Annotated in this window: 32 protein-coding genes and 2 tRNA genes; 17 read left to right on the plus strand and 17 right to left on the minus strand. The window is 55.0% G+C overall.

The genetic code is table 11. The features are described 5' to 3' along the window. The first annotated feature begins 5 nt into the window (after positions 1-5). From hpf to SIB74_RS07895, 5 genes are read left to right on the plus strand one after another with little or no spacing between them, the layout of a single operon-like run. Complete coding sequence (gene hpf, locus SIB74_RS07875) at positions 6-593, plus strand: ribosome hibernation-promoting factor, HPF/YfiA family (RefSeq protein ID WP_011826750.1); 588 nt, start codon at positions 6-8, stop codon at positions 591-593. A 15-nt stretch (positions 594-608) separates the two neighbouring features. Continuing rightward, positions 609-1,292, plus strand: a complete 684-nt coding sequence (deoC, locus tag SIB74_RS07880; RefSeq protein ID WP_063395601.1) for a deoxyribose-phosphate aldolase — start codon at positions 609-611, stop codon at positions 1,290-1,292. Beyond that, positions 1,289-2,092 carry a DNA repair protein RecO gene (recO, locus tag SIB74_RS07885; RefSeq protein WP_063395602.1) on the plus strand — a complete coding sequence of 268 codons (804 nt, stop codon included), beginning with the start codon at positions 1,289-1,291 and terminating at the stop codon, positions 2,090-2,092. The genes deoC and recO overlap by 4 nt, the downstream gene beginning before the upstream one ends. Continuing rightward, the gene (locus SIB74_RS07890; protein ID WP_063395603.1) at positions 2,079-3,494 is read left to right on the plus strand and encodes an MFS transporter; all 1,416 of its coding nucleotides are present in this window, start codon (positions 2,079-2,081) and stop codon (positions 3,492-3,494) included. Before recO ends, SIB74_RS07890 begins: the two co-directional genes overlap by 14 nt. Positions 3,495-3,524: 30 nt before the next feature. Further along, on the plus strand, positions 3,525-4,703 hold the full coding sequence (locus SIB74_RS07895) for a glycosyltransferase family 4 protein (protein ID WP_063395657.1): 1,179 nt from the start codon (positions 3,525-3,527) through the stop codon (positions 4,701-4,703). Position 4,704: 1 nt separating this feature from the next. Here the strand turns inward: SIB74_RS07895 and proC are convergent, their stop codons facing one another. The 8 genes from proC to SIB74_RS07935 all read right to left on the minus strand — a co-directional run bounded on the left by proC (position 4,705) and on the right by SIB74_RS07935 (position 10,366). Beyond that, the gene (proC, locus tag SIB74_RS07900) at positions 4,705-5,547 is read right to left on the minus strand and encodes a pyrroline-5-carboxylate reductase (protein WP_063395604.1); all 843 of its coding nucleotides are present in this window, start codon (positions 5,545-5,547) and stop codon (positions 4,705-4,707) included. Next, on the minus strand, positions 5,537-6,121 hold the full coding sequence (locus tag SIB74_RS07905) for a cell division protein SepF (RefSeq protein WP_063395605.1): 585 nt from the start codon (positions 6,119-6,121) through the stop codon (positions 5,537-5,539). The genes proC and SIB74_RS07905 overlap by 11 nt, the downstream gene beginning before the upstream one ends. Before the next feature lie 127 nt (positions 6,122-6,248). Then, on the minus strand, positions 6,249-6,926 hold the full coding sequence (locus SIB74_RS07910; RefSeq protein ID WP_063395658.1) for a YggS family pyridoxal phosphate-dependent enzyme: 678 nt from the start codon (positions 6,924-6,926) through the stop codon (positions 6,249-6,251). Positions 6,927-6,933: 7 nt separating this feature from the next. Then, the gene (locus SIB74_RS07915; protein ID WP_063395659.1) at positions 6,934-7,200 is read right to left on the minus strand and encodes a PipX family protein; all 267 of its coding nucleotides are present in this window, start codon (positions 7,198-7,200) and stop codon (positions 6,934-6,936) included. A 17-nt stretch (positions 7,201-7,217) separates the two neighbouring features. Then, positions 7,218-8,132: an energy-coupling factor transporter transmembrane component T family protein gene (locus SIB74_RS07920; RefSeq protein ID WP_063395606.1), complete on the minus strand. Its 915-nt coding sequence runs from the start codon at positions 8,130-8,132 to the stop codon at positions 7,218-7,220. A gap of 3 nt (positions 8,133-8,135) precedes the next feature. Further along, positions 8,136-9,503, minus strand: a complete 1,368-nt coding sequence (der, locus tag SIB74_RS07925) for a ribosome biogenesis GTPase Der (RefSeq protein ID WP_063395660.1) — start codon at positions 9,501-9,503, stop codon at positions 8,136-8,138. 80 nt (positions 9,504-9,583) lie between these two features. Continuing rightward, on the minus strand, positions 9,584-10,054 hold the full coding sequence (locus tag SIB74_RS07930) for a DUF1823 family protein (RefSeq protein ID WP_082818468.1): 471 nt from the start codon (positions 10,052-10,054) through the stop codon (positions 9,584-9,586). A gap of 96 nt (positions 10,055-10,150) precedes the next feature. Next, on the minus strand, positions 10,151-10,366 hold the full coding sequence (locus tag SIB74_RS07935; RefSeq protein ID WP_063395607.1) for a hypothetical protein: 216 nt from the start codon (positions 10,364-10,366) through the stop codon (positions 10,151-10,153). A 360-nt stretch (positions 10,367-10,726) separates the two neighbouring features. Between SIB74_RS07935 and SIB74_RS07940 the strand changes: the two genes are divergently transcribed. Further along, the gene (locus SIB74_RS07940) at positions 10,727-10,957 is read left to right on the plus strand and encodes a Nif11-like leader peptide family natural product precursor (protein WP_063395609.1); all 231 of its coding nucleotides are present in this window, start codon (positions 10,727-10,729) and stop codon (positions 10,955-10,957) included. A gap of 297 nt (positions 10,958-11,254) precedes the next feature. On the opposite strand, the gene SIB74_RS07945 is transcribed toward SIB74_RS07940, so the two are convergent. After that, entirely contained in the window at positions 11,255-11,659 is a 405-nt protein-coding gene (locus tag SIB74_RS07945; RefSeq protein ID WP_063395610.1) for a DUF1824 family protein, read from the minus strand. Between the two features lie 302 nt (positions 11,660-11,961). Between SIB74_RS07945 and dusB the strand changes: the two genes are divergently transcribed. Next, a complete protein-coding gene (dusB, locus tag SIB74_RS07950; protein ID WP_063395611.1) occupies positions 11,962-12,951 on the plus strand; it encodes a tRNA dihydrouridine synthase DusB in 990 nt (329 codons plus the stop codon). A gap of 141 nt (positions 12,952-13,092) precedes the next feature. Here the strand turns inward: dusB and SIB74_RS07955 are convergent, their stop codons facing one another. Together SIB74_RS07955 and cobI are read right to left on the minus strand one after the other, a co-directional pair. After that, complete coding sequence (locus tag SIB74_RS07955) at positions 13,093-13,743, minus strand: DUF4079 domain-containing protein (RefSeq protein ID WP_063395612.1); 651 nt, start codon at positions 13,741-13,743, stop codon at positions 13,093-13,095. Next, on the minus strand, positions 13,743-14,507 hold the full coding sequence (gene cobI / locus SIB74_RS07960; protein ID WP_063395613.1) for a precorrin-2 C(20)-methyltransferase: 765 nt from the start codon (positions 14,505-14,507) through the stop codon (positions 13,743-13,745). Before cobI ends, SIB74_RS07955 begins: the two co-directional genes overlap by 1 nt. Before the next feature lie 62 nt (positions 14,508-14,569). Between cobI and SIB74_RS07965 the strand changes: the two genes are divergently transcribed. Then, positions 14,570-15,127, plus strand: a complete 558-nt coding sequence (locus tag SIB74_RS07965; protein ID WP_063395614.1) for a 1,2-dihydroxy-3-keto-5-methylthiopentene dioxygenase — start codon at positions 14,570-14,572, stop codon at positions 15,125-15,127. Positions 15,128-15,141: 14 nt separating this feature from the next. On the opposite strand, the gene SIB74_RS07970 is transcribed toward SIB74_RS07965, so the two are convergent. Both SIB74_RS07970 and aroQ read right to left on the minus strand, forming a co-directional pair. Beyond that, on the minus strand, positions 15,142-15,756 hold the full coding sequence (locus SIB74_RS07970; protein ID WP_063395615.1) for a tRNA-(ms[2]io[6]A)-hydroxylase: 615 nt from the start codon (positions 15,754-15,756) through the stop codon (positions 15,142-15,144). Continuing rightward, positions 15,753-16,202, minus strand: a complete 450-nt coding sequence (gene aroQ / locus SIB74_RS07975; protein ID WP_063395662.1) for a type II 3-dehydroquinate dehydratase — start codon at positions 16,200-16,202, stop codon at positions 15,753-15,755. The genes SIB74_RS07970 and aroQ overlap by 4 nt, the downstream gene beginning before the upstream one ends. 24 nt (positions 16,203-16,226) lie before the next feature. Here aroQ and SIB74_RS07980 point away from each other — a divergent pair, with 24 nt between their 5' ends. From SIB74_RS07980 to SIB74_RS07990, 3 genes are all read left to right on the plus strand, one after another. Continuing rightward, on the plus strand, positions 16,227-16,349 hold the full coding sequence (locus SIB74_RS07980; RefSeq protein ID WP_255327626.1) for a hypothetical protein: 123 nt from the start codon (positions 16,227-16,229) through the stop codon (positions 16,347-16,349). Then, a tRNA-Tyr gene (locus SIB74_RS07985) sits at positions 16,312-16,393 on the plus strand. The genes SIB74_RS07980 and SIB74_RS07985 overlap by 38 nt, the downstream gene beginning before the upstream one ends. A 10-nt stretch (positions 16,394-16,403) precedes the next feature. Beyond that, positions 16,404-16,475: transfer RNA gene (locus SIB74_RS07990), tRNA-Thr, on the plus strand. Between the two features lie 169 nt (positions 16,476-16,644). On the opposite strand, the gene SIB74_RS07995 is transcribed toward SIB74_RS07990, so the two are convergent. Both SIB74_RS07995 and SIB74_RS08000 read right to left on the minus strand, forming a co-directional pair. Next, complete coding sequence (locus SIB74_RS07995; protein ID WP_011129573.1) at positions 16,645-16,914, minus strand: DUF1651 domain-containing protein; 270 nt, start codon at positions 16,912-16,914, stop codon at positions 16,645-16,647. 48 nt (positions 16,915-16,962) lie between these two features. Beyond that, entirely contained in the window at positions 16,963-17,142 is a 180-nt protein-coding gene (locus SIB74_RS08000) for a hypothetical protein (protein ID WP_041374894.1), read from the minus strand. 956 nt (positions 17,143-18,098) lie between these two features. Between SIB74_RS08000 and SIB74_RS08005 the strand changes: the two genes are divergently transcribed. From SIB74_RS08005 to SIB74_RS08015, 3 genes are all read left to right on the plus strand, one after another. Then, positions 18,099-18,284 (plus strand): hypothetical protein, encoded by a 186-nt coding sequence (locus SIB74_RS08005; protein WP_156486099.1) that lies wholly within the window; start codon positions 18,099-18,101, stop codon positions 18,282-18,284. Then, positions 18,247-18,561 carry a hypothetical protein gene (locus tag SIB74_RS08010; protein ID WP_063395616.1) on the plus strand — a complete coding sequence of 105 codons (315 nt, stop codon included), beginning with the start codon at positions 18,247-18,249 and terminating at the stop codon, positions 18,559-18,561. The genes SIB74_RS08005 and SIB74_RS08010 overlap by 38 nt, the downstream gene beginning before the upstream one ends. A gap of 102 nt (positions 18,562-18,663) precedes the next feature. Further along, on the plus strand, positions 18,664-20,058 hold the full coding sequence (locus SIB74_RS08015) for an alanine/glycine:cation symporter family protein (RefSeq protein ID WP_082818462.1): 1,395 nt from the start codon (positions 18,664-18,666) through the stop codon (positions 20,056-20,058). Positions 20,059-20,076: 18 nt separating this feature from the next. Here SIB74_RS08015 and SIB74_RS08020 read toward each other — a convergent pair whose 3' ends face one another. Next, entirely contained in the window at positions 20,077-21,528 is a 1,452-nt protein-coding gene (locus tag SIB74_RS08020; RefSeq protein WP_074159124.1) for a glycoside hydrolase family 13 protein, read from the minus strand. 40 nt (positions 21,529-21,568) lie between these two features. Between SIB74_RS08020 and SIB74_RS08025 the strand changes: the two genes are divergently transcribed. The 3 genes from SIB74_RS08025 to SIB74_RS08035 all read left to right on the plus strand — a co-directional run bounded on the left by SIB74_RS08025 (position 21,569) and on the right by SIB74_RS08035 (position 24,660). Then, positions 21,569-21,709, plus strand: coding sequence for a hypothetical protein (locus SIB74_RS08025; protein ID WP_155724835.1), 141 nt, complete (start codon positions 21,569-21,571; stop codon positions 21,707-21,709). Between the two features lie 25 nt (positions 21,710-21,734). Next, the gene (locus tag SIB74_RS08030; RefSeq protein WP_063395617.1) at positions 21,735-23,114 is read left to right on the plus strand and encodes an aldehyde dehydrogenase family protein; all 1,380 of its coding nucleotides are present in this window, start codon (positions 21,735-21,737) and stop codon (positions 23,112-23,114) included. A 100-nt stretch (positions 23,115-23,214) separates the two neighbouring features. After that, the gene (locus SIB74_RS08035; RefSeq protein ID WP_063395618.1) at positions 23,215-24,660 is read left to right on the plus strand and encodes a LysM peptidoglycan-binding domain-containing protein; all 1,446 of its coding nucleotides are present in this window, start codon (positions 23,215-23,217) and stop codon (positions 24,658-24,660) included. 18 nt (positions 24,661-24,678) lie between these two features. On the opposite strand, the gene SIB74_RS08040 is transcribed toward SIB74_RS08035, so the two are convergent. Beyond that, entirely contained in the window at positions 24,679-26,172 is a 1,494-nt protein-coding gene (locus SIB74_RS08040; RefSeq protein ID WP_063395619.1) for a RecQ family ATP-dependent DNA helicase, read from the minus strand. Positions 26,173-26,223: the final 51 nt, after the last annotated feature.

Here is a 26,223-nt window from a genome sequence, read left to right on the forward strand (position 1 = left end):
ATGCCATGAAGCTGCTGATCCATGGACGCAATCTTGAACTAACACCTGCCCTACGCGAATACACACAATCAAAACTGGAGCGGGCGATTCAACACTTTGAAGACATGGTGAAGGAAGCTGATGTGCACCTTTCAGTCGCCCGAAACCCGAGCGTGCCTCAACAGACTGCCGAGGTCACCGTTTTTGCTAACGGCACCGTGATCCGCGCTCAAGAACGCAGTGAAAACCTTTACGCCAGCATTGATCTGGTAGCCAGCAAGCTCTGCCGTCAACTACGCCGCTACAAGGAACGCCACAGCGATCACCATCACAGCCCCGGGCATCGAGCCTCTTCAACGCCGACCACCGAAGCGGTGATCGATGAAGCCCCGATCGACGGTTCACTACTCGATGGCAAGGAGGCCCACCTCCCCAGCCCAGGCGTTAGGCGCAAATACTTCGCCATGCCGCCAATGAGCGTCGAACAAGCCCGGCATCAACTAGACCTGATCGACCATGACTTCTACCTGTTCCGCGAACAAGAAAGTGGCCAATTGCAGGTGATCTACCGACGTAACCATGGCGGCTACGGGGTTATACAGGCTCGAGATTAAGCGTGAGCAATCTTGATGCCTGGACCCTCCCAGCAGCGTGAATTACCGGATCTAGCACCACTGATCAATCAGGCACTGCTCGATCCCCACCTTGATCCAGAGGTCCTGCAGCAGACCTGTGATGCAGCACGTCACTTCGGCTTTGCAGGTGTATGCACCAACCTCAATCGCCTGCAGGCGGCGCGCGAACGACTCGGTCCTCCAGGTCCAACGCGGCTGATTGCCGTGATCGCTTTTCCCTTCGGTGCCATACCAAGCACGCTCAAACAAGCCGAAGCGGAATGGGCCGCCGATCATGGAGCTGAAGAGCTCGATGTGGTTCCAGACTTCTGGGCCCTCAGCCAAGGCAAAGCAGAACTCTTTGCCGAAGAACTTGCCGAGATCTGTGCACTAGGGCTACCTGTACACGTGATCCTCAACATGGCCCGCCTGCCGGCGGATCGCCTGAGCTTGGCAGTCGACGCCGCCATCGATGCTGACGTCAGCGGGCTGCAAAGTGGGAATGGTTTCGGCCCAGCAGTAACGGCAGCTGATATACGTCTGTTGGCAAACCTGGCTCGGGGTCGTTGCGGAATCAAAGCCGCCGGGGGGTTAAACACTCTCGAGCAAGCCCTCGACATAGTGGAAGCAGGCGCAACCCGTCTTGGCACCAGTCAAGGCCCAGCCCTCATGCAGGCACTACGCCGTGGCCAAACGTGAGTGGAGAACGACGCCTCAACGGCCTCTCTTTGAAGGTGGGACCGCTCGGGGAACATGATCGACTTCTCACTCTGCTCAGCGATCAAGAAGGAGTGACTCGCCTTGCCGTACCTGGGGCGCGACGACCACGCAGCAGCCTTGCGGCAGCAGTGCCACTCAGCTTGCTGGAGCTACAAGTCGCAGGACGCCGAGGCCTAGCAAGGGTGCGGCAACTCAAGGTATTGCGCAGCTTTAACAGTGTGGGGAAACAGCTAGAGACACTGGCAGCTGCCCAGGCCCTTGCAGAACTCAGCCTGATGTTGGTAGCAGGCAACGATCCTCTCCCTGGCCTGCTCAACACACTGCTGATGCATCTCGAACGACTCGAGGCCCTCAGCGAAGCCCAGCCAGCGCAGCCAAACACAACCCTGGCCTGCAGCGTGCAGGCTTGCGTGCATTTGCTTGCTCTAGGCGGCTATGGCCTGCCAGTACAGGAATGCTGTCGCAACGGCACAGCGCTGGAGCCACCCCTGGGCCAATGGGAATGGCGCTGCAGTTTGATGCCAGAAGAGGGTTTTGCAATCGGCGCCCTACCCGGCGCAGCACTGCAACTGAATCCCTCAGAGCTAGCCCTATTGCAGCGGCTGCTTCGCCCTGCCCTGCCCATGCGAAGCGATGGCGAGTTAATGGGTCCGCCAGAGGTGTGGCTGCGGTTGCTCGCGGTAGTGGAGTGCTGGATCCGCACCCATCTGCCACATCACATGCGATCTCTAGGGATGTTGCGCGAGGCCATCATCAGCTCAGGCGATGGGCGAACATAACCGCGGCACCACAAGCATCTTGAGCGGTCCAACTCTAAACAGTCCCGAACCGGCCCTACCGACCGGCTCGAATCCAGAAGGACGCCGCGGATTGGCAGCGGTGATCAAGCTGGATGGCTTTCGCCGGCTGTGGATCGGTCAGATCTTCTCCCAACTGGCCGACAAGTTCTACATCGTTTTGATGGTGTACCTGATTGCCCAGTACTGGGTGAGCAGTACCCCTCAAAGCAATGAGGCGCTTGCAGAGGTGGCGGCGGCGATTCGGATGGATTTCGAAACCCGCGCACAAAAGATCACCCTGCTTGCCACAGGCATTTATGTAGCCAACACCATTCCAGCAATGTTGCTGGGAACCGTGGCGGGTGTATGGGCTGATCGCTGGCCGAAACGTCGCGTGATGGTGGCCTCCAACGCGCTGCGTGCTCTGCTGGTGCTCTTGGCCCCAGTTTGTCTCTTGCCAGGTCCCCATTGGCTGGGTCTCAGCTGGGGGTACTGGGCACTGCTGGTGATGACCTTTCTGGAGTCAGTTCTCACCCAATTCTTCGCGCCAGCCGAGCAAGCAACCATCCCTCAACTGGTGCCAAAGGAACATCTCCTGGCTGCCAATTCCCTGTATCAAGCAACCAGCATGGGCGCCACGATTGTGGGCTTTGCCCTTGGTGATCCAATCCTGCGTCTACTCAAACAAGCCTTCCTCTCCCTAGGACTTAATGGAGGGGAATTTCTGCTCCTACCGTTCTGCTACGGCATGGCAGCGATCAGCCTGAGCACGATCCAGATGCAGGAGCAACCTCGCGACAGCTCTAGAGAAAGTGTCTGGCAGGAAATCGGCGATGGTCTGCAGGTGCTTCGTCAACAGGCTGCTGTGCGAGGGGCCATGCTCCACCTTGTTGTGATCTATAGCCTGCTAGCCGCCATGTACGTGCTGGCCATCACCTTGGCAGGTTCGATCAAAGGTTTGGGGCCAACTGGTTTCGGCATGATCTTGGCGATGAGTGGGATTGGGATGGCCCTGGGGGCTGTGGTGATGGCCCAAACCGGCCACCGCTTCAACCGCCGCAACTTGTGCGCAACCGGCCTGGGCACAATCGCCTGCACCCTTGTGCTGCTTGGGGGAGTGCTTGGTTCTCTGGGACCAACTCTTTTGCTATGCGGTTTGCTGGGCGTGGGAGCAGCCCTTGTAGCGATTCCAGCCCAGACCACCATTCAAGAAGACACGCCAGAAGCACAGCGCGGCAAGGTGTTTGGTCTACAAAACAACCTCATCAACATCACCCTGAGTCTGCCTCTTGTGCTGGCTGGCGCTCTGGTGAGCAGCTATGGGCTCGTGCCAGTGCTGTGGTTGCTTGCTGCACTTGCCCTAGTAGCAGCTTTATTAGAGCGCCCTTGGCAGCGCTGCTAGCTTTCACATTCGGCAGGAGGATTGCAGCAGGTGGCTCACATTGCCTGGCTAGGCAAAAAAACACCGTTCTGCGGCAACGTCACCTACGGTCTCAACACGACTGAGGCCCTAAGACAACGCGGCCATCAGACCAGTTTTATTCACTTCGACAATCCAGGCGGCCTTAGCAACGGCGAGAGCGCACTGTTGGCCAATGACCCAGAAGTGAGCCTGCCATACCTGGTGAAGTCACAGGTTTACACCATTCCCTTCCCAGGAGCGCAGCGAGAACTCAGGGAATCATTAGAAAGACTGCAACCCGATCTCGTTCACGCCAGCCTCACCCTTTCCCCCCTCGACTTCCGGCTGCCAGAACTCTGCGAGCAAATCGGTGTGCCATTGGTGGCAACTTTCCACCCACCATTTGATAGCGGCATGCGCCACCTCACGGCTGGCACACAACAGCTCACGTATCAGCTCTACGCTCCTGCCCTGGCTCGCTATGACAAGGTGATCGTCTTCTCCGAGCTGCAAGCTGAGGTTCTTACCAAACTTGGAGTACAGGAACAACGACTCGCCGTGATCCCCAATGGCGTCGATCCTGAATGTTGGGCACCAACAAGTCCCCAATGCACCAACCCAATGCAGCAAGAAGTGCTTGGACGTCTGGGAAATGAACGAATTTTCCTCTACATGGGACGCATCGCAGCAGAAAAAAATGTGGAGGCACTGCTGCGCGCTTGGCGGCTGGTAGAGACCAAGGGCTGCCGACTGGTCATCGTTGGCGATGGCCCTCTGCGTTCGACCCTGCAAAACAACTCAACCCCAACAAAAGAAAACGACGTTCTCTGGTGGGGCTATGAGTCAGATCTCAATACCAAGGTGGCCCTACTGCAATGCGCTGAAGTCTTCCTCCTGCCAAGCCTGGTCGAAGGTCTGTCTCTGGCACTGCTAGAGGCCATGGCAACAGGTACAGCCTGCGTGGCTACTGACGCCGGGGCTGATGGGGAAGTGTTAGATAGCGGTGCGGGCATCGTATTAAGCACACAGGGTGTCACCAGCCAATTACGCACCCTGCTGCCGGTGCTACGCGATCAACCCGTACTAACAGCCGAACTGGGTCGCCGCGCCCGTATGCGCGTGCTGGAGCGATACACCATCACCCGCAACATCGATGACCTGGAAACGCTCTACCGCGGCTTATTAGGAGCGACAAAGATGGCGGCCTAACTCAAGCCAGTTCACGGCTACGTTGAGCAGCTGCAACAACCGCCTCAATCAAAGCAGAACGAACCCCGGCCCGCTCAAGCTTGCGCAGTGCGGCAATCGTGGTGCCACCCGGAGAGGTCACCATGTCCTTAAGTTCCGCAGGATGCAGTTTCTGATCCTTAAGCAAGGCTGCTGTGCCAGCAAGGGTGCGATGGGCAAGATGATGGGCCAAGGACCTCGGCAGGCCTGCCGCTACCGCACCATCAGCCATCGCCTCAGCCACCAGTGCCACATAGGCAGGGCCGGATGACGTCAACGCCAAAAAAGCATCCAGCTGCGACTCCGGCAATTCCAGCACCTCGCTCACCGGCAAAAACAATCGCTCAACCGCTAGGCGTTGCTCTGCCGTGACTCCCTCTCCCCACGACAATCCAGTGAGCCCAGCTCCTACCAAGGCAGGGGTATTTGGAACGGCACGCACACAGGAATGAGCGGGAAAAGCCTGCTGCAAACGAGCCAAGCTCACGCCAGCAAGCACAGAAATCAACAGCTGCGGCCTCTCTGCAGTTTGCTTAAGACGAGCTGCGGAAGCTGCTATCTGTTCAAGCTGCTGCGGTTTCACCGCTAGCAATTGAATGGGCGCCATCCATGCCTCTGCCGCAGTGGGATCATCTGCAGCTTTCAAACGCAGACCGATTGGCAGCTGGTCTGCGAGACGTTCAACACTTGCGCCACGGCCCACTAGCGCAACAACCTGTTGCGGAGCAAGCTCTCCCTGCTTCAACAGCGGCAAAACAAGAGCCTGAGCCATTCGACCCAGGCCGATTACCCCCAAAGAGCAGGGCATGGAGTGATTAGAGGCCACCAGCGCTGGTGACCTCCCAGGCCGGAACAGGTGCCGCACCAGTTTGTTGAGACGATGACGGTACTGAATCGTGATCCTGACTCACCATCGGTGGTGCAGAAGCCTCGTCATAACTGGTATTGGAAACCGTGACACAACTAGGAGCAAAGAGAAAAATGCTCTCTCCTACCCGCTCCTGGTGACCATCAATGGCAAAGGTGCCACCAGCAACAAAATCCACCGCACGCTGCGCCTGATCAGGTTCCATCATCGTGAGATTGAGGATCACAGTCTTGCGTTCTCGCAGGGCCTGAATGGCACGAGGCATTTCATCAAAACTCCTTGGTTCCATCAGGTTCACCTCAGCAGAAGTCGAACCAACCCCTGGCATACCAATCACATTGGAACCGGAGAACCCCCCACCAAGATCAAAAGGGCTGGAGTCTGATGGCGTCGCCAAAGCACCGCCACTGGCATGATCACTTCTGTGATCTGCACCCATATCGTCATCGGTGTCGTAATCGAGGTCGTCGTAATCGCTGTCGAGATAGTCATCACCAGCGACGACAGCACGAAGACGGGAAATAAGCGACACCGTTGGGATCCTCTCGCGATGATGTGAACGTAAATCGGCTTAAAACCGACTGAAGGTAAGTTCCCCTTAGAGGAAGACTGCTTAACCTGACACCTAAATAGCGCTCTAAGCAGGCCGGGGCAAGGGTTTAGACAGCATTAATGTCATCTACGGAAGAAGACTTAGCCATTGAACGCGCGCCAAAGAGAATTGACCCCAGCCGTAACCAGGTAGCCCCTGCATGCATAGCTTCAAGCCAGTCACCGCTCATTCCCATCGAGCAATCAGGCAAACCAAGCTGATCAGCAAGTTCACGGCACTGCCGAAAAAGCTCCTGGCGTTGCTCGAGTGAAAGCTCTATAGGAGCCATGGTCATCAGACCAATCAACTGCAAATGAGACAACTGGATCAGATCGGGCCAGGCCTGCTTGAGCTGCTCTTGAGAGAAACCACCCTTAGAGGGATCATCCCGAAATTTGACCTGCAACATCACCTGCGGGCAGCACTGCTCTTCAGCAGCAATTCTTGAAATGCGTTCTGCCAAAGCCAGAGAATCCACTGAATGGATCACGGCAAAGGATCTCACCACTCCCCGCACCTTGTTCGCCTGTAGACGTCCAATGAAATGCCAACGCAGACTTTTGAGATCAGCCAATGCCTCCAACTTGGGCAAAGCCTCCTGCAAGCGACTCTCGCCAAAATCCTGCTGACCAAGCTCGGCAAGTTGACGGATCAAGTTTGCGGGATGCCCCTTACTCACAGCCAAAAGATGAACTCCATCAGCAAGCCGATCAACCAGATCGTGCCAACGAGCAGACAACGTCACATCAACCTCAGATAAAGGTCTGAGCAAACAACTGCTGCCAACTCTCGTACTCAGGGGAGCGATCACGCCGACAATGGTTCAGATGAAGTTCGGCGTAATGGCGAGCGTCTTGATAGGGAATCACCTCAAACTGCGCCCCTCGAGGTTGCAGCGTGACGAGAAAAAACATTCTCTGGGCATAGAGCGTGGCGTAAACGTCTCGACCATCGCCGGCGGGGGCCACGAGATAGAGCATTCCGAACGTGGGGTGATTGAGATAGCGCTCGGCGCTCACCTGCAACAGTTCATCATCTACAAAGCACCGTACTTCCCACGCAAGCCAAGCACAAACAGCAGCAACATTGCCGAAGCGATGTTGAGCCAAAGGGACGCTCCAGTCAATAACACCTGAGGGCGGAACTGATCGGGCGGCAACCAAAGACCTCCACGAGCAAGCAAAGCGTTTGCTCCTTGCTCAGCTCGCAAGAGGATGTTGGCCAAGAGGCGTTCGCCCACTGAAAGGATCAAAGCAAAAGAGGCCTTGAAACCCAACTGCCGCAAGTTCACGGCTCGGCTAGCGAGAGACCGTAAGAGGTTCTGCAACTCCTCCTGCACCAGGGGTAGAAAGCGCAAGGCAAGCAGTAACTGAAAGCTAAGCCGATCGACAGGTACACCAATCAAGGCCAGCGGTGCCAGGCACCAGCTCAGAGCCCAAACCAAATCTTCCGGCTGGGTGGTGAGCAACATCAAGTTGACGCTATGCACCACAGTGAAGATGAGAGTGGCGGTGTTTAATCCCAACTCAGCAGAACGACGACTAACCACAAAGGGCCCCAAGGCCAAAGGACCAAGGCGCAGGGGACCAAGCCGCAGCAACTCCCAAGACAGGCTGGTCACACTCGCCCCCGGCACTTCCTGCGGCGAGCGCACAGCAAGGGTGGCAGCGGTTTCCCCCGTCGGCAACATCATGGCGAACAGCCCCACAAGAGCGCCCAGAAACAGCAGCAGCAGCAACGATCGCCACCAGATCCGCACCGGCAAACCACTGGCCAAGGTGATCAAGAGAAGCGCAACAACCAAACCAATACGCCACAACGAGCCAGCCAGTACTGGCGTGAGCAGGAACATCAACACCCAAGCCAGCTTCAAACGGGGATCGAGACGACGCAACCAACCGGAGTTGCCAGCCACGTACTGCCCGATCGGAAGCTGACGCAACCAGTCCATGACTTATCCCAAACGGTTCTGCTGACGAGCCAGCTCGCGTTCGGCAGCCCGTTGCTGCTTACCACGCCAAAAAAGCTTCAATGGAGTGCCATCAAAACCAAGCCCTTCTCGTAACTGCCGTTCCACATAGCGGCGGTAGGTATCGCCAAACAACTTCGGGTCATTGACAAACAAGGTGAAACTAGGCGGCCTGCTCGCCACTTGAGTGCCGTAATAAAGGCGTCCCTGGCGACCACCACGGGACGTGGGTGGACTGCGCCAACTCAAGGCTTCCTTCAACACCTCATTCACCACCGAGGTGCTCACCCGACGACGGTGCTGCTCAACTGCCAAGGCGGCCAAAGCAAAGATACTTTCCACCCGCTGCCCAGTGAGTGCAGAAGTGAACAACATCGTGGCCCAATCGAGAAAGTAAAGCTTGGCGCGCAGCTCTTTTTCAACCATCGGCATGGTGTGACTATCTTTCTCAACCGCATCCCATTTGTTCACCACCAGCACGCATGCGCGGCCATCATCTTCAATCCTGCCGGCCAAACGCTGATCCTGCTCTGTGACCCCATCAAGGGCATCAATCACCAACACACACACATCGCTGCGCTCAATCGCCTTAAAACTCCGGTTGATGCCAAAAAACTCAGGGCCGTAATTCACACTGCGCCGACGCCTGATGCCAGCTGTATCGATCAGTCTCCAAGGATGGCCTTCACGTTCAAGACGTGTATCGATGGTGTCGCGGGTGGTGCCACGAATCGGGCTAACAATCGCGCGTGGCTCGCCACAAATGGCATTTAGCAGGCTTGATTTACCCACATTGGGCCTGCCAATAATGGCCATCTGAATCGGTTCATCCTCTTCTGCCTCCTCATGCTTTGGCGGCAGAAGAGAGAGCACACGATCGAGCAGATCACCTGTGCCAGCTCCATGGATTGCAGAAATCGGGAAAGGCTCTCCCAGGCCAAGACGCCAAAACTCGGCCGCCATCGCCAAACCCTGATCTGGCGATTCGCACTTATTTACTGCCACCAGAGTGGGACATGGTTGCGTGCGTAACCATTCAGCGATCGACTCATCTGCAGCCGTAACACCCTGCTGGCCATCAACAATCACCAGTGCTACAGAGGCTTCCGCCAGAGCCAAGTTGGCCTGTTCGCGAATCTCGGGCAAAAACTCACTGTCGTCATCGAAGACCAAGCCACCGGTGTCGACCACCTTGAACTCACGATCTCCCCAAAAACCATCCTGATAGGTGCGATCGCGGGTGACGCCAGGCTTGTCATCAACGATCGCCTCGCGACTGCGACAAAGTCGATTCACCAGCGTGGACTTGCCGACGTTGGGGCGACCGATGATGGCGACAATCGGACGCGCCACTTGGCTGAATCCTTGCAATCCTTCTAGACCCTACAGAGGCATCAAACCGAGACGGGGTGATGCAGCTCTGCAATCAGGATTCACTCAACAATCGGATCGCCAGGATGCCCTTTAACGGGGTCAAGGGGAGGGTCAAGACGTTGCGGCAAGGGGCCTTCGGCGGGAAGAGCGTCTCCCCGTTGCGCCAACCAGGCCAGCAGCCAGTTCACAGCCGCGGCACGACGGGTGCGACGAGGGTAGAGCTCATCAATGCGATAGCCAGCGAAAGCAAGCTGCTGCTTTAAAAGCTGTTTGTGCTCTTTTGCGATCGAGCGGGTGAGCTGTACAGCTGCCGGCCGCTGCGCAATCACAGGCGGGGCAGTGGGGAAGGCATCACGCCAGGGCTGCGGTGTTTGGGGCCCGGCAGACCAAGCAGTCGTTGAATCAGCACTGGGTTGATAGCCAAGCCGCTCCCAGATCAATTCGGCAACAAACCGATCGCTCAGACGATCTTCGAGAATCTGGATTAATAGAGCCCGACTAAGAGGCCAAGTTAGAGAGGGATACTGCAAAGAAATTTCAGAGCAATTCAAGACTTAAATGAGAAGCAAAGCCAATTTCACCGGTCACAATCATTGTATGTGGAACCAGGCCAAGGTTTCTTAAAATCAGATGTAGTCAATCACATCAGCAGCGAGAAACTCACCCTTATCAACATCCAGCAAGGTGGTGTGAATGCCATCTGCTGTGAGCGATAAATCATCTCCGACTTGCCTAAAGAAAAGGTGGTCCACTCCATCTGCTACAGAGATGCGATCGTATTCAGCGAATACAAAGCCGATGGTCGCATCATCGCCTTCACAAAATCGAAGCCAAACAGCCAAGACCCTTATTGCCTCAAATCAAAGCTAGAGATGCTTGCTAAGGAGTGCGCTGGCGTATCTTAAACAGGATAAAACCGCCATAAAGCAACATCAAGGTTGCCATCCCACCAACGACAAGCAGGGTAGAAGCGTTAAGAGAACTAAGCATAAATTTTATTTTAGGTTTACTGTCAAGAGTAATCGAGAGCGAGAGGCAAGCCATCGGCAAAATCGGGAAAACCTACGCGAGAAATAAGGGCTCATTAACCCAATCAATCGCTGGCCACAGCCAACATCAGTAAAGCCAAACACTCCACAATTAGCACTTGATCAATTTAAATTCGTCGATACGATGATGCAGCTTAACTACCAAAAGACGGTATGTCTGAAGCACATCTCAAAGCATTCATGACCATGCTGCGTGCGTGCCCATCTTTAGAGCAGAAGCTAAAAGCCGAAGGAACGGATGTATTGATGCTTGCCAAAGCTGCTGGCTATACAGTCACGATGGAAGATTTAGAAAAAGGCATCTTTGAATACTCAGGCACAGAGCTTTCACATGATGAGCGTGGATATTTCAGCAGTGGCTATAGAAAAGAAATGAACGGATGAATGCCAAATCAAGTTTTAGCAGCAGCAAAGAGAAAAGGGCAGTAATCACAAATACAGCGTTCAGGAACGAGTTTGCTTGATTTTAAAGAAGATAAAAGCAATTAACAAGACAAAGCCCAGCAGCGTAGCCGCCAATAGATAGTAAAAATACGAAACGGGCACATCGAAAAAGAAGGGAAGAGGCATTACAAAAAACGTTTAGACAAATTATAATGGCTCATTTCTCTAATTTGCTAATCGTGCATCCCTTCTGTTGATCATGAAACCGAAGGAATTTAATTCAACATCAGAGCAAGTTCAATCCTTAACCTTAAAAAAGTCTAATGGGAAAGGGCCTAGGGTATCTGCTTCTTTTTCTTCATTGTTATGTTGGCAACTAAGTAAGACACCTTCACCTAAGCCATGCTCGATGCGTACATGGATGTCACCGGTCTTTTGATTTGCCTTAAGAAAGACAGGTCCTTCGCCAGCAGGCTTATCAACGACATTCATGGCAGACCAATTAAAACGAGATTCCATCTCTCTTAAAACAAAAATTGCCAAGCTAGAAGAAGGGGCCATGATTCCCACTGTGAACCAATCAGCGTCGCCCATAGAGACACAAAGCTGATCAAGCAAATGCTTCGATTGTGTCGCATCAAGATCAGGAGCCGAACGGAGACCATCGAGATCCTTTAATGACTTAATCACCAGCTCAGACATGTCACAAAGGCTACATATTCTTGTAATCATTATAGCATAGCCCCGCCATCAAGGATGTAGAGACATGATGGTCTTTGACAAGCAAAAATGACTTCCCAAAAAGCCAAAGTTATACTTGCAATCCAATTTTTGTCCCACGATAACAAGCGAAAGCTTCTCCAACTAACTCATTCTCACACCTCATTTAGCCCACCATCAATGATACGAAAACCAAAAATTCTTATTTTTAGAGAACGCTCCCTTGAATGAAGAGAGGCCATTCTCTCTAGGATATTGATCCGATCACTCTGATCATCAACATTGTGCCTGAACTCAGCCTGCCCGGCAGGGGAACAACAAGGGCACTGCGCTGCAGAGTGCTGCAATCGCCTCTTGCAGGCGTGAGTGATCAGATCTTCCGAAGCCTGGTTCGGCGCTGGGCGCCAGATGCATTGTTATTCACGGAAATGGTCAATGCCACCAGCCTGGAGCTGGGCCACGGCCTACAGAAAATCGACGAACTCGCCAATGAAGCCGGGCCCATTGGCGTGCAATTGTTCGATCACCGCCCAGAAGCGATGGCCGATGCTGCACAACGAGCAGAAGCTGCTGGTGCCTTCCTGATCGACATCAACATGGGCTGTCCTGTGCGCAAGATTGCACGCAAGGGCGGTGGCTCTGGTCTGATCCGTGACCCACAACTGGCGGCAAAAATCGTGAGCACTGTTGCTGCAGCGGTCAAAATCCCAGTCACCGTGAAGACAAGGCTGGGCTGGTGTGGCAGCGATGCAAAACCAATTGAATGGTGCCAATCACTCGAGCAGGCCGGCGCCCAGATGTTGACATTGCATGCTCGAACTCGAGAGCAAGGCTTCAAAGGCTCAGCTGATTGGCACGCCATCGCTGCCGTCAAAAGCGCACTGCAAATCCCCGTGATTGCCAATGGCGATGTCAAGCGCGACATGGATGCCAAGCGCTGCCTGGCGATCACTGGAGCCGATGGCGTGATGGTGGGCAGAGGCTCGCTGGGAGCGCCATGGCTTGTGGGCCAAATCGATGCAGCACTATCCGGCCGCCCAGTGCCTGCAACGCCTGGAGCGGCAGAGAGACTCACCATTGCTCGTGAACAACTTGAAGCGCTGGTCCAAGCAAAGGGGGAACATGGCCTCTTGATTGCCCGTAAACACATGGGATGGACTTGTAGCGGCTTCCCCGGCGCATCGAAACTGCGCCATGCCCTGATGCGTGCACCAACGCCAACGGATGCCATATCACTGTTAGAGCAAGCCAGCGCAGAACTCATAACGGCATAGCCTGAAGCGACCAACGCCTAATCCAGCCTCAAGTTGCGATCAATCCGCTACCAAGCCACATCCAATCACCCAGCCAATATCACTAATCAATCGACGTCATCAACTCAACAGCTCATCATCCAGTTGCGATCAATGGCCTGCTCAAGCTGCTAAGAGATTACGTGTGCCTGTAATCGCCTGCACTGCGAGCAATACAGCAACCAACACGTTGGCGTAGACATGCAGTCGTCGCATCGAGAGATGACGAGCAATCTCAGGCTTGGCTGCCACCGATGCAATTAACAACCCGCTCAGTAACACACCACTCCAGTAGTGGGAGCGCCAAAAATCTGCATCGAAAGGGTTGTCTGTGAGGCGATTGATCTCAGGTTGTGCTCCCAGCAGCAGCAATGCCAACCAGCAAGCGAGGCCCAACAGCGCACGCGCAGCAGGGCGCCTCACCTTGAGAAGACGGAGGTAGATCACCACAGTGCCCAACTCTGCAAAGGCCAAGGCCACGAGCCGACCAACCCCAGCCAAACCCCCGGGCGACGCCTCGAACCAAGCGGCCAAATAGCTATGAAAAAAGGCGATTAACACTGCCACCAACACCCCTCCGGCAACCCAGCGGCCATGCTCGGCATGTTCAACAGGCACCGAGGCAGGCAGCGGATTGATCTGCAAGCGCCGCTCGCGAGCCAAAGTGCCAAGCCGAATCGTGGCACCCACCACGGGATAGACAAACAAAATGATCAGCACGGGGTGCAACAAGCCAAACCACTGCATGGCGGTCAAAGAGAGAGCACTCGACATCAGGGCATCACCTCCGGCCAGCCTTGGCGCACCAACAACAACGAAAAATAGGGCTTAGCTGTTGCGGGCACCTCGCTGGCCTGCAACACCTGCTGATCGGGCCAGCCCAAATGCTGGGCAAACAGTGCTGATTGCAATAAATTCCGCTCTTCGAGCATGGGCCTCACCCAGGCCCAGCGGTGCGCCAACTTGAGCAACGCCAGCACACGCCCAGCACCAGCAGCATCCTCTAGTAGAACCTCGAGCTCGCTGGATTGATCTGGGGTCGGCAACAGCAAAAGTTGTTCCTGCTGCATCGCCAAGGGCCACTTACCTGCAGCAGCGGCGGCGGCAACGGCCGTGACTCCTGGGATCAGCCGAACCTGGCAATCAGGATGATGCTTCTTGAGAGCCAGCAAGATGTAAGAGCTTGTGGCAAACAGAGACACATCACCCTGACAAAGCACCACCACTCGCTCTCCTGCAGCAACGGCAGTTGCCAGTTGATCACTGGCCTCTCGCCAAGCCTGCTGGCGCGGTTCAGCTGCAGCCACCATGGGAAAAAGCAATGGCAGTTGGCGTTGCTCAGCACGAATCCATCGCGAGGCAATGCTCGCCGCCATCCCTTTGCCCCCTTGCTGTGCCACGGGATAGGCCACAACAGTGGCCGCTTCAATCGCCTCAATGGCAGCAAGGGTCAAAAGGGCAGGATCACCAGGGCCCACCCCTACCAGGATGAGAGCTGTGGTTGAAACAGCAGGGCTCGACAAAGCCGAACGAAACATTCAGCCGTCGTTCTAAGACGCCACGATCAAGATGGCTGCAAAGACCCCTTCAACCTCTGGGAATGAGTCGCCTCAGCATCCACCCCGAAGGCAGCACCAACGCCACAAGCCCGGCGGAACCCTTATTGGAGGGCGATGATCCTGCAGTGATCAAAGCCGAGCTGGCCAAACGGGGCATTGCATTCCAGCGTTGGCCAGCCAAAGTCAAGCTCAATCAGAACTCAAGCGAGTCCGACATCCTTGCGGCCTACGCCGTCGAGATCGCCCGAGTGCAGGCAGATGGCCGTTACCCCACGGTGGATGCAATCCGAATCACGCCAGACCACCCCGATCGTGAAGCGCTGCGCCAAAAATTCTTAGCCGAACACACCCATGTCGAAGACGAAGTTCGCTTCTTTGTAGAAGGGTGTGGCTTGTTCTGCTTACACATCGGCGCGGAAGTGCTGCAAGTGCTCTGCGAACAAAACGACTGCATCAACGTGCCTGCCGGAACTCGCCATTGGTTCGATATGGGCAGCAAGCCACAGTTTTGTGCTGTGCGCTTCTTCGATAACCCAGAAGGCTGGATTGCAAACTTCACAGGGGATGCGATCGCCGAGAGATTCGCCAAGCTGCCATGAGGCTGAAGTTGGCTTCAGCTATGCATGCGTGGCTGAGGATGCAAATTGGCGAGGATCCCTGCCTCCACCTCTGCCAACTCCTGCAAACGAGCAATGATCAGCTCACGCTGAAAACGCTGCTCACAGAGCCTCCAATAGAGGCCGAAATGACGCGCCTCACTCGCCAGCAGATCTGCATAGAGCTGACGCAACTCCAGATCAGCTAGGTGGGTGGCAAGCAACCACATGCGTTCATGGCTACGGGCTTCGATCAGGCCTGCCACCAGAAAGCTATCGAGCATGCGCTGCGGTTCATCCCTACGGATCTGTTTGGCCAAAACTGCGCCATAAGGGGGTGCAGCCAGAGGCTCCAGGTAACGCCCTCTGGCCTTAAGCAACGTGAGCACTCGCTCAAAATGCTCGAGCTCCTCACGGGCCAAGGGGCTGAGAACTTCTGCGAGCCCAGGCTCACACAAGTAGCGGAACATCAATTGCACGACGGCACCCGCCGCCTTGCGCTCGCAATGAGCGTGATCAATCAGCAGCTCGAGCGGATGAGCAATCGCCTGCTCCAACCAAGCATCACTGGTGGGAGCCGCCAGCCATTTGATCGTGGCGTTTGACGTCTTAGCAGCAGCAAGAGCACTCATAGAACCTGCTGCGGCTGACGCAAATGAGCCAGCAGCCCTTCCAAAGCAAGGCGATAGCTCAATGCACCAAAACCGCTCACCACACCCACAGCGCGATCAGCGAGATAAGAGTGATGCCGGAAGCTTTCACGGGCATGGGTATTGCTGAGATGCAACTCCACGTATGGAATCGCTGCTCCCAGCAGAGCATCCCGCAAAGCAATCGAGGTATGGGTATAGGCCCCAGCATTGATCAGGATTCCTTGCACCTGGCCGATGGCTTGATGGATGCGATCCACCAAAGCACCTTCAAAATTGCTCTGGAAACACTCAAGCTGAACCGCTTCTGCCTCCGCCTGAGCGAGCAGGTCTGCCTCAATCGCTTTCAACGTCATTGCGCCATAAAAACCAGGCTCTCGTTGACCGAGAAGGTTGAGATTGGGGCCGTTGAGCAGCAGCAGTCGCATGGCCCTGAAGCATGAAGGGGTTGGATGGATCGTATCGATCCCCACAAGACCTTCCCAGACATTCAGCCACAAAGGTGCGATCTGCTGGTAATGTCTGCAGGTGTGGTTCGGGTCGGTGCCCGAGTGGTTAATGGGGGCGGACTGTAAATCCGCTGGCTCTGCCTACGTTGGTTCAAATCCAACCCGGCCCACCTTCCACATGCCCTTGTAGCTCAGTGGTAGAGCACTCCCTTGGTAAGGGAGAGGTCCCGGGTTCAAATCCCGGCGAGGGCATTGAACCCGGGACCTCCGAAAATCCAAGGGCCATCAAGAGACAGCAAAAGTTTCTTTTGGTGTACCGATGAGGCGATTGAGAGAAATCAAACCCATCTCCTGTTTTCGGGATCTTTCAACCAAACAGCAGATTTTTAGGTCGAGATGTTCAGGTTTGTTTTTTGGTGTGTCAAGGGTCTAAGCCAAGCCCCCATTGCGGCTCCACACGGTGCCATCCATCTGCCCTCAACTTGTTCCAGATTTCAACGGCATCACGCTTCGGCAAGTGCCTCCTGCTTTTGAGCAAGGCAGGAGACCCGTCAGGCATTGCTCGCCCTTTATCCATAAACACAAACAGATCGCTGCTCCAAGACTTTTGATCGCGATGGAAGCGAAGGGACCAGTGCTTGTTTGGATCAATCAACCAACCTTCTGGCTCACATGCTGAACTGCCACCCATAACGCCCCTCAGTAGTAAATATGTATTACTGCAGGGATGGGGGGTGCGTCAAGCCCTCTTCGCCAACTCCTTGTAAGCCCAATAGCCACCCGCGGCAATGATCGCCAAAGGCACAAGGGCTCTAAGAACCGAGAGAGCAACAAAGAGAAGCAGAGAGAACGCACCGAATTTCTTGACAATTGTCTTTGTTTCGTCGCTCATCGCATCCCAACGCTCGATCAAAGACATGGTGGCTGGACTGCATGCTGACCTGTTTCTACCCAATACCTCTTGCGATGCAACCTCAAGGGCAGCAATCAACAAGCGAGCCCAGCCTTGCTAGTTCGCTCAAAAGACTTTTGACAATCAACCAAGTCAAGTCAAAGCACTGTCTGGTTCACCCCAATGACATCCCAAAAGCCTTGGGTTATTGCTAGGGAAAGCCACTAGATCTCTTCTTGCACAAATGGGATGCGGGCACGATGGAGACCCGTTGTGGCTCAGGGGGCCTTCCAACAGGCCCCCGCGAAATCAAGTTGGCTGCACTTGATAAACCTTTGAGCGCCCATTGCACTTCCTCACGCCCCAGGAGATAGGAGCCTTCGACTTCGTGATTTCTTGTTCAACACAGATGTTTTGATTATTTGCCCAGTGAGCGACAGGCGCCAAACTGAAGGCAATGAAAGCGAGAGACAAAGCAGCTATTAGCAGAGCAGCTGCCGTAACCACAGGAAGCACAACGCTTTTCAGTGTCTCCATGTCATTGGCTCCTGGGAAGTCAATGCCAGCTTAAGAAACCGAGGAGGTCTTTTTTAAGGCGGTGCCAACCCTATGGAACGTGATCAATATGCAAACGTTGTCACATTGTTCAATGGTTCCTTTTTTTCATTGTTCCATTGTTCGATTGCTCAAACTCATCTGAGCGGACGGTCATAGAAGAAGCAAACAAGACAAGAGAAGGCCCCGATCACAACAGCTACCAGAGGACGCCCCTAGCAAAGCCTTAACTAACTTTCAAGAGCAAAGTTTGCGCAAGATGTCACATCTGCCAAACATTGAATCCATCAGCTACAAGCAACATTTCATGCACAGCCATGATGCATTCACGCCTCTAGCGATCAGACCCTTCTCGATCGCCGTCTCCTCAATAAACGTCGACCTTAATTTAATTATCGTAACCAAGTAAGTAGGCATTGATCATTTCTTTGAAGATTCAATCACACCACTACGCCGATCTAGAAAGGCTGGAAGTCGCAACAACGTCTACTGCAATACCACTAGACAGTCCTGCAACGACAACAACACCTTCAGCAGCAGCAGCGTCTATCGCAGCAACCTCTTCAGAGTTAAGCCTTGCTGGCTCCAGCTCTGCTGACAAGTCGCTCTATTGAGAATAACTCTGCTGCAAACAGTCTTGAGCAAGATTCAGACAGCAGCGACAGTTATGACTCCATTACCGATACAAGCTCCTTCGACATCGCCGCAACCGATAGCGGGAACAGTGTGTATCAACCGTCAAGCACTGCTCTGTCCTTCAATAGGGATGAGAAAGGATCTAAGTCGCTCTCAACGCTGAAACGACAAACAGAAAGAACCTGGGATGGACCACAACTAAATACTGTGCTCACCACCACCCTCCAAAGCAAGACGAAAAGGACCAACCTTTAAACAACACTTTCTACTGCTGATGTAACAACCTCAAAGGCAGCCTGATACGAACATTGCCGTCAGTAGGCGCCTCTGACAACATCTTTGAGCGCCTTTGCAAAAATGGATGTGTTGCCAGCGTCGCTCTTGACGAATTTATCCTTACAACTCGGACAGTTCCCAAGCGGACTGGAAGACGCAGTCGAGGCCATCAATAATCCGATCAACGGCTTTGCCTGGGGTTGGCCCACAGTCATCCTGATTGCAGGCACCGGCATCTTGCTGATGGTTGGGCTGGGCTTTATGCCCTTACTGCGCATCCCCTATGGCGTGCGCATGCTGCTTCGCAATCCAACCTCCTCTAGCGAGGGCGAAATCAGTCCATTCCAGGCACTGATGACCTCGATGGCGGCCACGATCGGCACGGGCAACATCGCCGGTGTCGCTGTTGCGATCGCCATGGGCGGCCCTGGGGCGGTGTTCTGGATGTGGCTAATTGCCATTTTTGGTATTGCCACCAAGTACGCCGAAGCCTTACTTGCAGTTCACTTCCGCGAAGTGGACCCCCTCGGCAATCATGTCGGTGGTCCGATGTACTACATCCGCAATGGCCTAGGTCCAAACTGGGCCTGGCTGGGCGGATTCTTTGCCCTGTTTGGAATGCTGGCGGGCTTTGGCATTGGCAATGGAGTGCAATCGTTTGAAGTCTCCAGTGCCTTAGCCACGATCGGCATCCCTCGGCTTTTAACAGGTGTCGTGCTTGGAGTGCTTGTCTTTGGGGTCATCATTGGCGGCATCAAACGCATCGCCCAGGCTGCATCCGCCATCGTTCCTTTGATGTCGTTGTTTTATGTGATTGCTTGCCTGGTGATCATTCTCAGCAACATCAGCGAAGTGCCAGCAGCGTTCTCAACGATCTTCTCTAATGCCTTCACAGGCGAAGCCGCTGCCAGCGGCACGTTGACCCAAGTGATCCTGATGGGCTTCAAGCGCGGCATCTTCTCCAATGAAGCTGGTCTCGGTAGTGCGCCTATCGCTCACGCTGCTGCCAACACCAATGACCCAGTCCGTCAGGGCACTATCGCCATGCTTGGAACCTTCATCGATACTTTGGTCATCTGCACAATGACCGCTCTGGTGATCATCACCACCGGTGCCTATCAGAGTGGTGAGTCAGGATCTGATCTATCAATCGCTGCCTTCAACAGTGGCCTTGCAGGCTCAGGTTGGGTCGTGACGGCTGGCCTCGTGGTGTTTGCGCTAACAACAGTTCTTGGCTGGGGCTTTTACAGCGAACGCTGCACTGAATATCTCTTTGGGGTGCAAGCCATTCTTCCCTTCCGCCTGGCGTGGGTCGCTGTGGTTGTCATCGGTGCTGTTGCAGGCAATCGCGGCGTGGTGTGGGACGTAGCTGACACACTTAATGGTCTGATGGCGATTCCTAACTTGATCGCACTGGTGCTGCTCTCAGGCACTGTCTTCCGCCTCTCCAAAAACTACCGATTTGAAGAGGGCTAAACGTAGAGGTGATCTTGATCAGCTCAACAACACGGCTGATTGAGGGCCTAATCCCCGGCCATTGCATTCAAATGCTCCTTCCAGCCAAAGAGGGTCTGTCGATGAGCCTTTCGTCGGCAGCCATGACCTGCGGCTGCGATTGACCCACACCTGAATCGACGTCTCCCTTTGCGTTGTGGCTGGCTCGGGCTGCATCCACCAAGCATGAAGTGCATCAGCTCCAAGAGGTTGCCATTGCAAACCGCCATCAGCCAAAGCTGGGCAACGTTGGCGCAGATCACTCAACGACTGAATGAAATCGCGCAGGTCTGCAGGCCAAGGCGTATGCCAAGGGAACCCTTCGCGGCAACCTGGTTCAGGGCCACCCTGCAAACCCGCCTCTGTGCCGTAGTAGATGCAAGGCGCCCCTGGTTGCAAAAACAGCAACAGCAAGGCCAACTTCAACGCCGCAAGATCACCCTGAAGTGTGTGCAAAGCTCTCGGCACATCGTGGCTATCAAGCAGGTTCAACTGGCTGCGGTTCACCTCAGGTCGATACCAACCCAGCGTTGTTGCCAATAGCTCAACAAAAGCCTCCCCACTCAGAGGGTCAAGGGGATAGGCAGGATTGCGATACCGACGGCGTAATCGCTTACCAGCAACCCAGCAAAGGCTGCTCCAACCCATCCGATAATTCATCACCCCATCAAAGTGCTGCCCCTGTAGCCACGGTCTCGCATCACCCCAGATCTCAGCCAAAATCCAAGCGTCTGGATTCACTGCCTTAACCATGTGCCGAAACTCCAGCCAAAACTCAGCAGGCACCTCATCAGCAACGTCAAGTCGCCAACCATCGATTCCCTGCTCGAGCCAATAGCGGGCTACGGCAATCAAATACTCACGCACAGGGGCATGAGCATGATTGAACTTTGGCAAGGCTGGATCGTTCCACCAGCAGCTGTAACCACAATCCTGCCCACGCCGTGGATAGGGATGAAGCGGCCATTGCCGCACCTCAAACCAATCGCGATAGGGCGAAGCCTCACCATTTTCCAAAAGATGATGAAAAGCCCAGAACCCGCGACCACAGTGATTAAACACGCCATCCAAAATGATGCGCATCCCGCGGCGATGCACCGCCTCAATCAAAGCCTCTAGCGCTGCATTGCCACCGAGGAGCGGATCCACCTGCAAGTAGTCATAAGCGTGATAGCGATGATTAGCGGCAGAGCTAAAGACGGGTGTCAAGTAAAGGCAGCTGATACCAAGCGCCTGGAGATGATCAAGGGCCTCGATCACCCCGTAGAGATCTCCCCCCTGAAAACCCTGCTCAGAAGGGTCACTGCCCCAGCAGCGCAAAGCCAAATGCTGATGAGCTAAGACACGGCCACTACAACGAAAACGATCAGGGAAGATCTGATACACCACCGCCTGGGCCACCCAGCGGGGAGTGTTGGTCAGCCCATCGATCTGCTGCATGCCCCATTGCATACCAAGATCCCACCGCTAGCACTTGAACAAAAGAACAGCCATGGATGATCAGCTCCTAAGCCTGGCTCTCGCTCAGGGCACCAGTAGCTCCAGGGCCGCCGTCTTCAACCCAGCAGGTCAACTGATCGCCAACGCTTGTGCCCATCCGCCAACAGCGCCGGCACCACTGCTAGACACCTAGACACGAGTAACAATGGTGTCAGACCTTGCTTCCTGAGAACTTTCTGCTGAGTGAACTGCGCAAGCCAGTCATTTCGGGCCTCACAAGACCAGAAGCCTGGCGCAGAAAGCAACTCAAGCAAATTGAGGTCCTCATCGAAAAGCACCAAGACGAGGTGCTTGATGCCCTGGCAACGGATCTAGGCAAACCACCAACCGAGGCATTGTTTGAGCTGATCGCTCTGCGTGGGGAGCTCAAACTGGCTCAACGGCAGCTCAGCCGCTGGATGCAACCCAGGCACGTACAAGTGCCTTTAGCCCATCAGCCAGGTCAAGCCGAGGTGATCCTCGACCCCCTGGGTTGCGTTCTGATCATCGGCCCCTGGAATTACCCCTTCTCTCTAACCCTCCAACCACTGATTAGTGCTCTGGCAGCAGGCAATACAGCAGTGCTCAAACCTTCCGAGCATGCCCCTGCCACCTCTCGACTGATCGCCCATTTGATCCCTCAACATTTCTCCAGCGAGGTCGTACAGGTGATCGAGGGGGATGGGGCCATTGCAGCGGCACTGATCAAGCAACCCTTTGATCACATCTTCTTTACCGGCAGCGGCGCCATCGGCCAGAAGGTGATGGCTGCTGCCGCCGAACATCTCACTCCGGTGACCCTGGAGCTAGGAGGGAAAAGCCCAGCCATCGTGATTGATGGCGCCAATCTCTCGGTCACGGCTAGGCGATTGGTATGGGGGAAGGGTCTCAATGCTGGTCAAACCTGCATCGCCCCAGACCATCTACTTATCCAAGAACAACTCAAACAGCCTCTACTGCAGGCGATGAAAGGAGCCATTACTGAGCTCTATGGAGGCGATCCGCTGCGATCACCCCACCTCGCCAAGATCATCAACAATCGTCATTTCCAGCGACTACAACACTTGCTTGATCAAGCAAAGCAGCGCGGCAAGGTGCTCTCAGGCGGACAAATTGACCACGATCAAAGACGCATCGCTCCCACTCTGATTGACGTAGACAAGCGCGACGATCCGCTGATGGAGGAAGAGCTCTTCGGCCCACTGCTGCCTGTCATCAGCGTGCACAGCCTTAATGAGGCTCTCGCTGAGGTCCGACAACAACCAAAGCCCCTGGCCCTCTATCTCTTTGGCGGAACACATGCCGACCAACAACAGCTCCTCAACACAACCAGTTCAGGCGGAGTGTGTTTCAACGATGTGGTGATGCATGTAGGCATTCCTGAGCTGCCCTTTGGTGGAGTCGGGGCCAGTGGCATGGGGCGTTATCACGGCCTGGCTGGTTTCGAAACCTTTTCCCATCAAAAGTCTGTCTTACGTCGCACCTTCTGGCTAGATCTCAAATTGCGCTACCCCCCCTACAAGGCCAATCTGGCGTTGCTCAAAAAGGTGCTGGGATAATCAAGCCGCTTTTTGCAAGGGCATCATTTCGGGATGCTTGAAAAGGGCTAGCGCATCTGTGGAGGCAGCTTATCTTTCACCAAACTGTAGAGAGAGATTGATGCGCCGGATCATTGTTAGCGCTCTAGCCCTGACAACACTTCTACCGCTGCCATCCTGGGGTGCCAGCGTCACAGTGAAACCCGGTGACACCCTTTCGGAAATCGCAGCGCGATATCAGGTATCCCTTCGGGCCTTGATGCGGCTGAACGGCCTAGCCAATGCAGACAACCTCTTCATCGGCCAGACCCTCAAACTGCCAGGTAGCGCATCAGGCACAGTCACGGCTGGAGCAAGCCGTCACACGGTACGAAGTGGCGAGACCCTCAGCACCATTGCTGTTCGCTACCGAGTGCGCCAGCAGGATCTCATCGCCCTCAATGGTCTGAGCAATGCCGACAATTTATATATCGGCCAAACGTTGAAATTACCGGGAGGTGCTTCCGGAGCAATCAGAGCTGGCGCCAGTCGTCACAAGGTTCGCAGTGGCGAAACCCTCAGCATCATTGCTGCCCGCTACCGAGTTCGCCAACAGGATCTCGTCGCCCTCAATGGCCTTGCCAATGCCGATACCTTATTCATCGGCCAGACCCTCAAACTGCCAGGCAGCTCATCAGGCACAGTCAGAGCTGGCGCCAATCGCCACACGGTACGCAGTGGCGAAACCCTCAGCACCATTGCGGCCCGCTACCGAGTTCGCCAACAGGATCTCGTCGCCCTCAATGGCCTTGCCAATGCCAACTATGTCGAACGTGGCCAAACCCTGAAACTGCCCCAAGGGGCTTTTGTTCCCAAACCCAAAGCAGCAGCAAAGCGCAAACCTGTAGCCATTCAGGCAAATCCAAATGCCACCTCCCATACCGTGGCTCAAGGGCAAACATTGAACCAAATCGCTGGGGCTTATCAAATCCCTGTAGCAACCCTGATCAAGATCAATGGCATCAACAACCCCAACAAGTTGTTAGTCGGCAGCAAACTGTCTCTACGGGTCAAACCATCAACAACAACCAAGCCAAAATCCACCACGGCAGTTGCCATCAAACCGACTACAAAAACCACCGTTAAACCAACCGTTAAACCAACTGTTAAGTCCACCACCAAGCCTGCGGCAAAACCACAACCCAAGCCCAAGTCCACCACGACAGTTGCCATCAAACCGACTGCAAAAACCACCGTTAAACCAACTGTTAAGTCCACGATCAAACCTGCTGCAAAACCACAAACCAAGCCCAAATCCACCCAGCAAGTTGCTGTCAAGCCTTCGCAAACGCAATGGCGCACTTACGGTTCACTTCAAGTGGACTGGGCCAATTGGAAGTTCATGGGAGGAAGCTACGTGGCCCCAACCCTCAACAAAGATGGCAAAGCCCTTTATCTGGCTGTGAACTGCCCAGCGCGCAAGATCAATACCACCGGCACGAATGGATCTTGGAAAACTTGGGGTGCTCCACAGCAGCGCTTTGAGCATGATCTCGTCAAGGATCTCTGCAAAGCCAAAGGCGGCTAAGGCCATCGAGGGCTGCACTCAGGCCGCATAGTGCAGCGGCCAGGGTTGGCGTAAAAAGCGCCGACCGCTCTCACGTAAATAGAGCCGCTGGACACCATCATTGCTCTCCGTAATCAGCTCTTCCTGCACCAACCGGCGAGCCAACCAACCCCAACGCTCTTGCTTGCTGCCTGTAGTGGACGACAGGCTTTCACTGAGACTGCGAAGATTCATGCCCTTGCGATCTTCGAGCACCTCAAGCACAGCAAAGGCTTGCTCAGACCAATCACGGCGGCGGGCAGTCTGCTGACAGCGATCGCAGCGACCACAAGGCGGCACCAATTCACCAACGGCAAGCAAAAGCCCTTGCTCCAGGCAAAACTCCCCTTCTGCTACCGCCTCGATACGCCGCAACTGTTGCTGCGCCAGCTCTAACCGCATCTGAATCTCCTGCGTAGCGTTCTCATCAGCACAACGGCGAGCTGAAGCATGCATCGCCCAACCAAGGCTGGTGCGATCACCAGGAGAAAACAACACCAAGCAATCGGCCGGCAGTCCATCACGCCCGGCCCGGCCAGACTCCTGCAAATAGCCCTCCGGCGTGGCAGGCAGATTCAAATGCAGAACCAATCCCACATCGCTGCGATCTACACCCATGCCAAAGGCCACCGTGGCCACCAGCACAGGCTGGTCTTGATCTAGGAAATCAGCCAGCGCCTGCTGGCGCACCTCCGGGTCAAGCCCGGCGTGATAAGAAGTAGCAGCAATATCCGCCGCCTGCAACCGCTCTGCCCATTGCTCCACGGAGCGACGCGTTCGGGCATAGATCAAACTCGCCCCTCTTGATTTCCCTAACGCCTCAAGCACATCGGGCAAAGGATCTTTCGAACGCCGCCGCATGGCGTAGCGCAAATTATTTCGCCGGGCCGAGCAAACGTGCACCTGCGGCCGGCGAAGAGCCAACAGGCGGATGATGTCGGCACGCACCCTTGGAGCCGCAGTAGCACTAAGAGCAACCACAGGCACACCTGGGCAGAGGCGTCGCACCTGCCCCAGGCGACGGTAATCAGGCCGGAAATCATGGCCCCAAGCACTGATGCAATGGGCCTCATCAACAGCTAGTGCCACCAACTTTCCCTGCGCAGCTGTGTCCTCGATCAATTGCCGCGTGGCCTCACCCTGCAAGCGCTCGGGAGCCAGATAAAGCAAACGCAAGCGCTCTTCTCGCAGGCGAACCAGCGCATCGCGACGGCGCGACGGATCCAGGCCAGCATGCAAACAAGCGGCGGCAATCCCCCGCCGTTGCAGCTGCATGACCTGATCCTCCATCAAAGCCACCAAGGGAGAGATCACCACCACCAGACCATCACGCAACAGCGCTGGCAGCTGATAACAAAGCGATTTACCACCACCGGTGGGCAGCACCGCCAGCACATCCTGACCCGCAAGAATCGCTTCCACCACAGGACGTTGACCAGACCTGAAACCATCCCAGCCATAGTGATGGTGCAGGGCCTCGATCAGTGGATCCACTTCACACCACCAATAGCGCCCTCAAGATAACGAGCGCCAAGCCTGATGGCA

The organism is Prochlorococcus sp. MIT 1306 (assembly GCF_047304515.1).
In the GTDB taxonomy this organism is placed as follows: Bacteria; Cyanobacteriota; Cyanobacteriia; order PCC-6307; family Cyanobiaceae; genus Prochlorococcus; species Prochlorococcus marinus_D.

What these genes read in the sequence shown, in the direction of transcription:
- hpf (WP_011826750.1), top strand. Translation starts at nt 6, where the DNA reads ATGAAGCTGCTGATCCATGGACGCAATCTTGAACTAACACCTGCCCTA.
- deoC (WP_063395601.1), top strand. Translation starts at nt 609, where the DNA reads ATGCCTGGACCCTCCCAGCAGCGTGAATTACCGGATCTAGCACCACTG.
- SIB74_RS07890 (WP_063395603.1), top strand. Translation starts at nt 2,079, where the DNA reads ATGGGCGAACATAACCGCGGCACCACAAGCATCTTGAGCGGTCCAACT.
- SIB74_RS07920 (WP_063395606.1), bottom strand. Translation starts at nt 8,132, where the DNA reads ATGGACTGGTTGCGTCAGCTTCCGATCGGGCAGTACGTGGCTGGCAAC.
- SIB74_RS07940 (WP_063395609.1), top strand. Translation starts at nt 10,727, where the DNA reads ATGTCTGAAGCACATCTCAAAGCATTCATGACCATGCTGCGTGCGTGC.
- SIB74_RS07945 (WP_063395610.1), bottom strand. Translation starts at nt 11,659, where the DNA reads ATGTCTGAGCTGGTGATTAAGTCATTAAAGGATCTCGATGGTCTCCGT.
- SIB74_RS07955 (WP_063395612.1), bottom strand. Translation starts at nt 13,743, where the DNA reads ATGTCGAGTGCTCTCTCTTTGACCGCCATGCAGTGGTTTGGCTTGTTG.
- cobI (WP_063395613.1), bottom strand. Translation starts at nt 14,507, where the DNA reads ATGTTTCGTTCGGCTTTGTCGAGCCCTGCTGTTTCAACCACAGCTCTC.
- SIB74_RS07965 (WP_063395614.1), top strand. Translation starts at nt 14,570, where the DNA reads ATGAGTCGCCTCAGCATCCACCCCGAAGGCAGCACCAACGCCACAAGC.
- SIB74_RS07970 (WP_063395615.1), bottom strand. Translation starts at nt 15,756, where the DNA reads ATGAGTGCTCTTGCTGCTGCTAAGACGTCAAACGCCACGATCAAATGG.
- aroQ (WP_063395662.1), bottom strand. Translation starts at nt 16,202, where the DNA reads ATGCGACTGCTGCTGCTCAACGGCCCCAATCTCAACCTTCTCGGTCAA.
- SIB74_RS07980 (WP_255327626.1), top strand. Translation starts at nt 16,227, where the DNA reads ATGGATCGTATCGATCCCCACAAGACCTTCCCAGACATTCAGCCACAA.
- SIB74_RS07995 (WP_011129573.1), bottom strand. Translation starts at nt 16,914, where the DNA reads ATGGGTGGCAGTTCAGCATGTGAGCCAGAAGGTTGGTTGATTGATCCA.
- SIB74_RS08000 (WP_041374894.1), bottom strand. Translation starts at nt 17,142, where the DNA reads ATGTCTTTGATCGAGCGTTGGGATGCGATGAGCGACGAAACAAAGACA.
- SIB74_RS08015 (WP_082818462.1), top strand. Translation starts at nt 18,664, where the DNA reads ATGGATGTGTTGCCAGCGTCGCTCTTGACGAATTTATCCTTACAACTC.
- SIB74_RS08020 (WP_074159124.1), bottom strand. Translation starts at nt 21,528, where the DNA reads ATGCAATGGGGCATGCAGCAGATCGATGGGCTGACCAACACTCCCCGC.
- SIB74_RS08025 (WP_155724835.1), top strand. Translation starts at nt 21,569, where the DNA reads ATGGATGATCAGCTCCTAAGCCTGGCTCTCGCTCAGGGCACCAGTAGC.
- SIB74_RS08035 (WP_063395618.1), top strand. Translation starts at nt 23,215, where the DNA reads ATGCGCCGGATCATTGTTAGCGCTCTAGCCCTGACAACACTTCTACCG.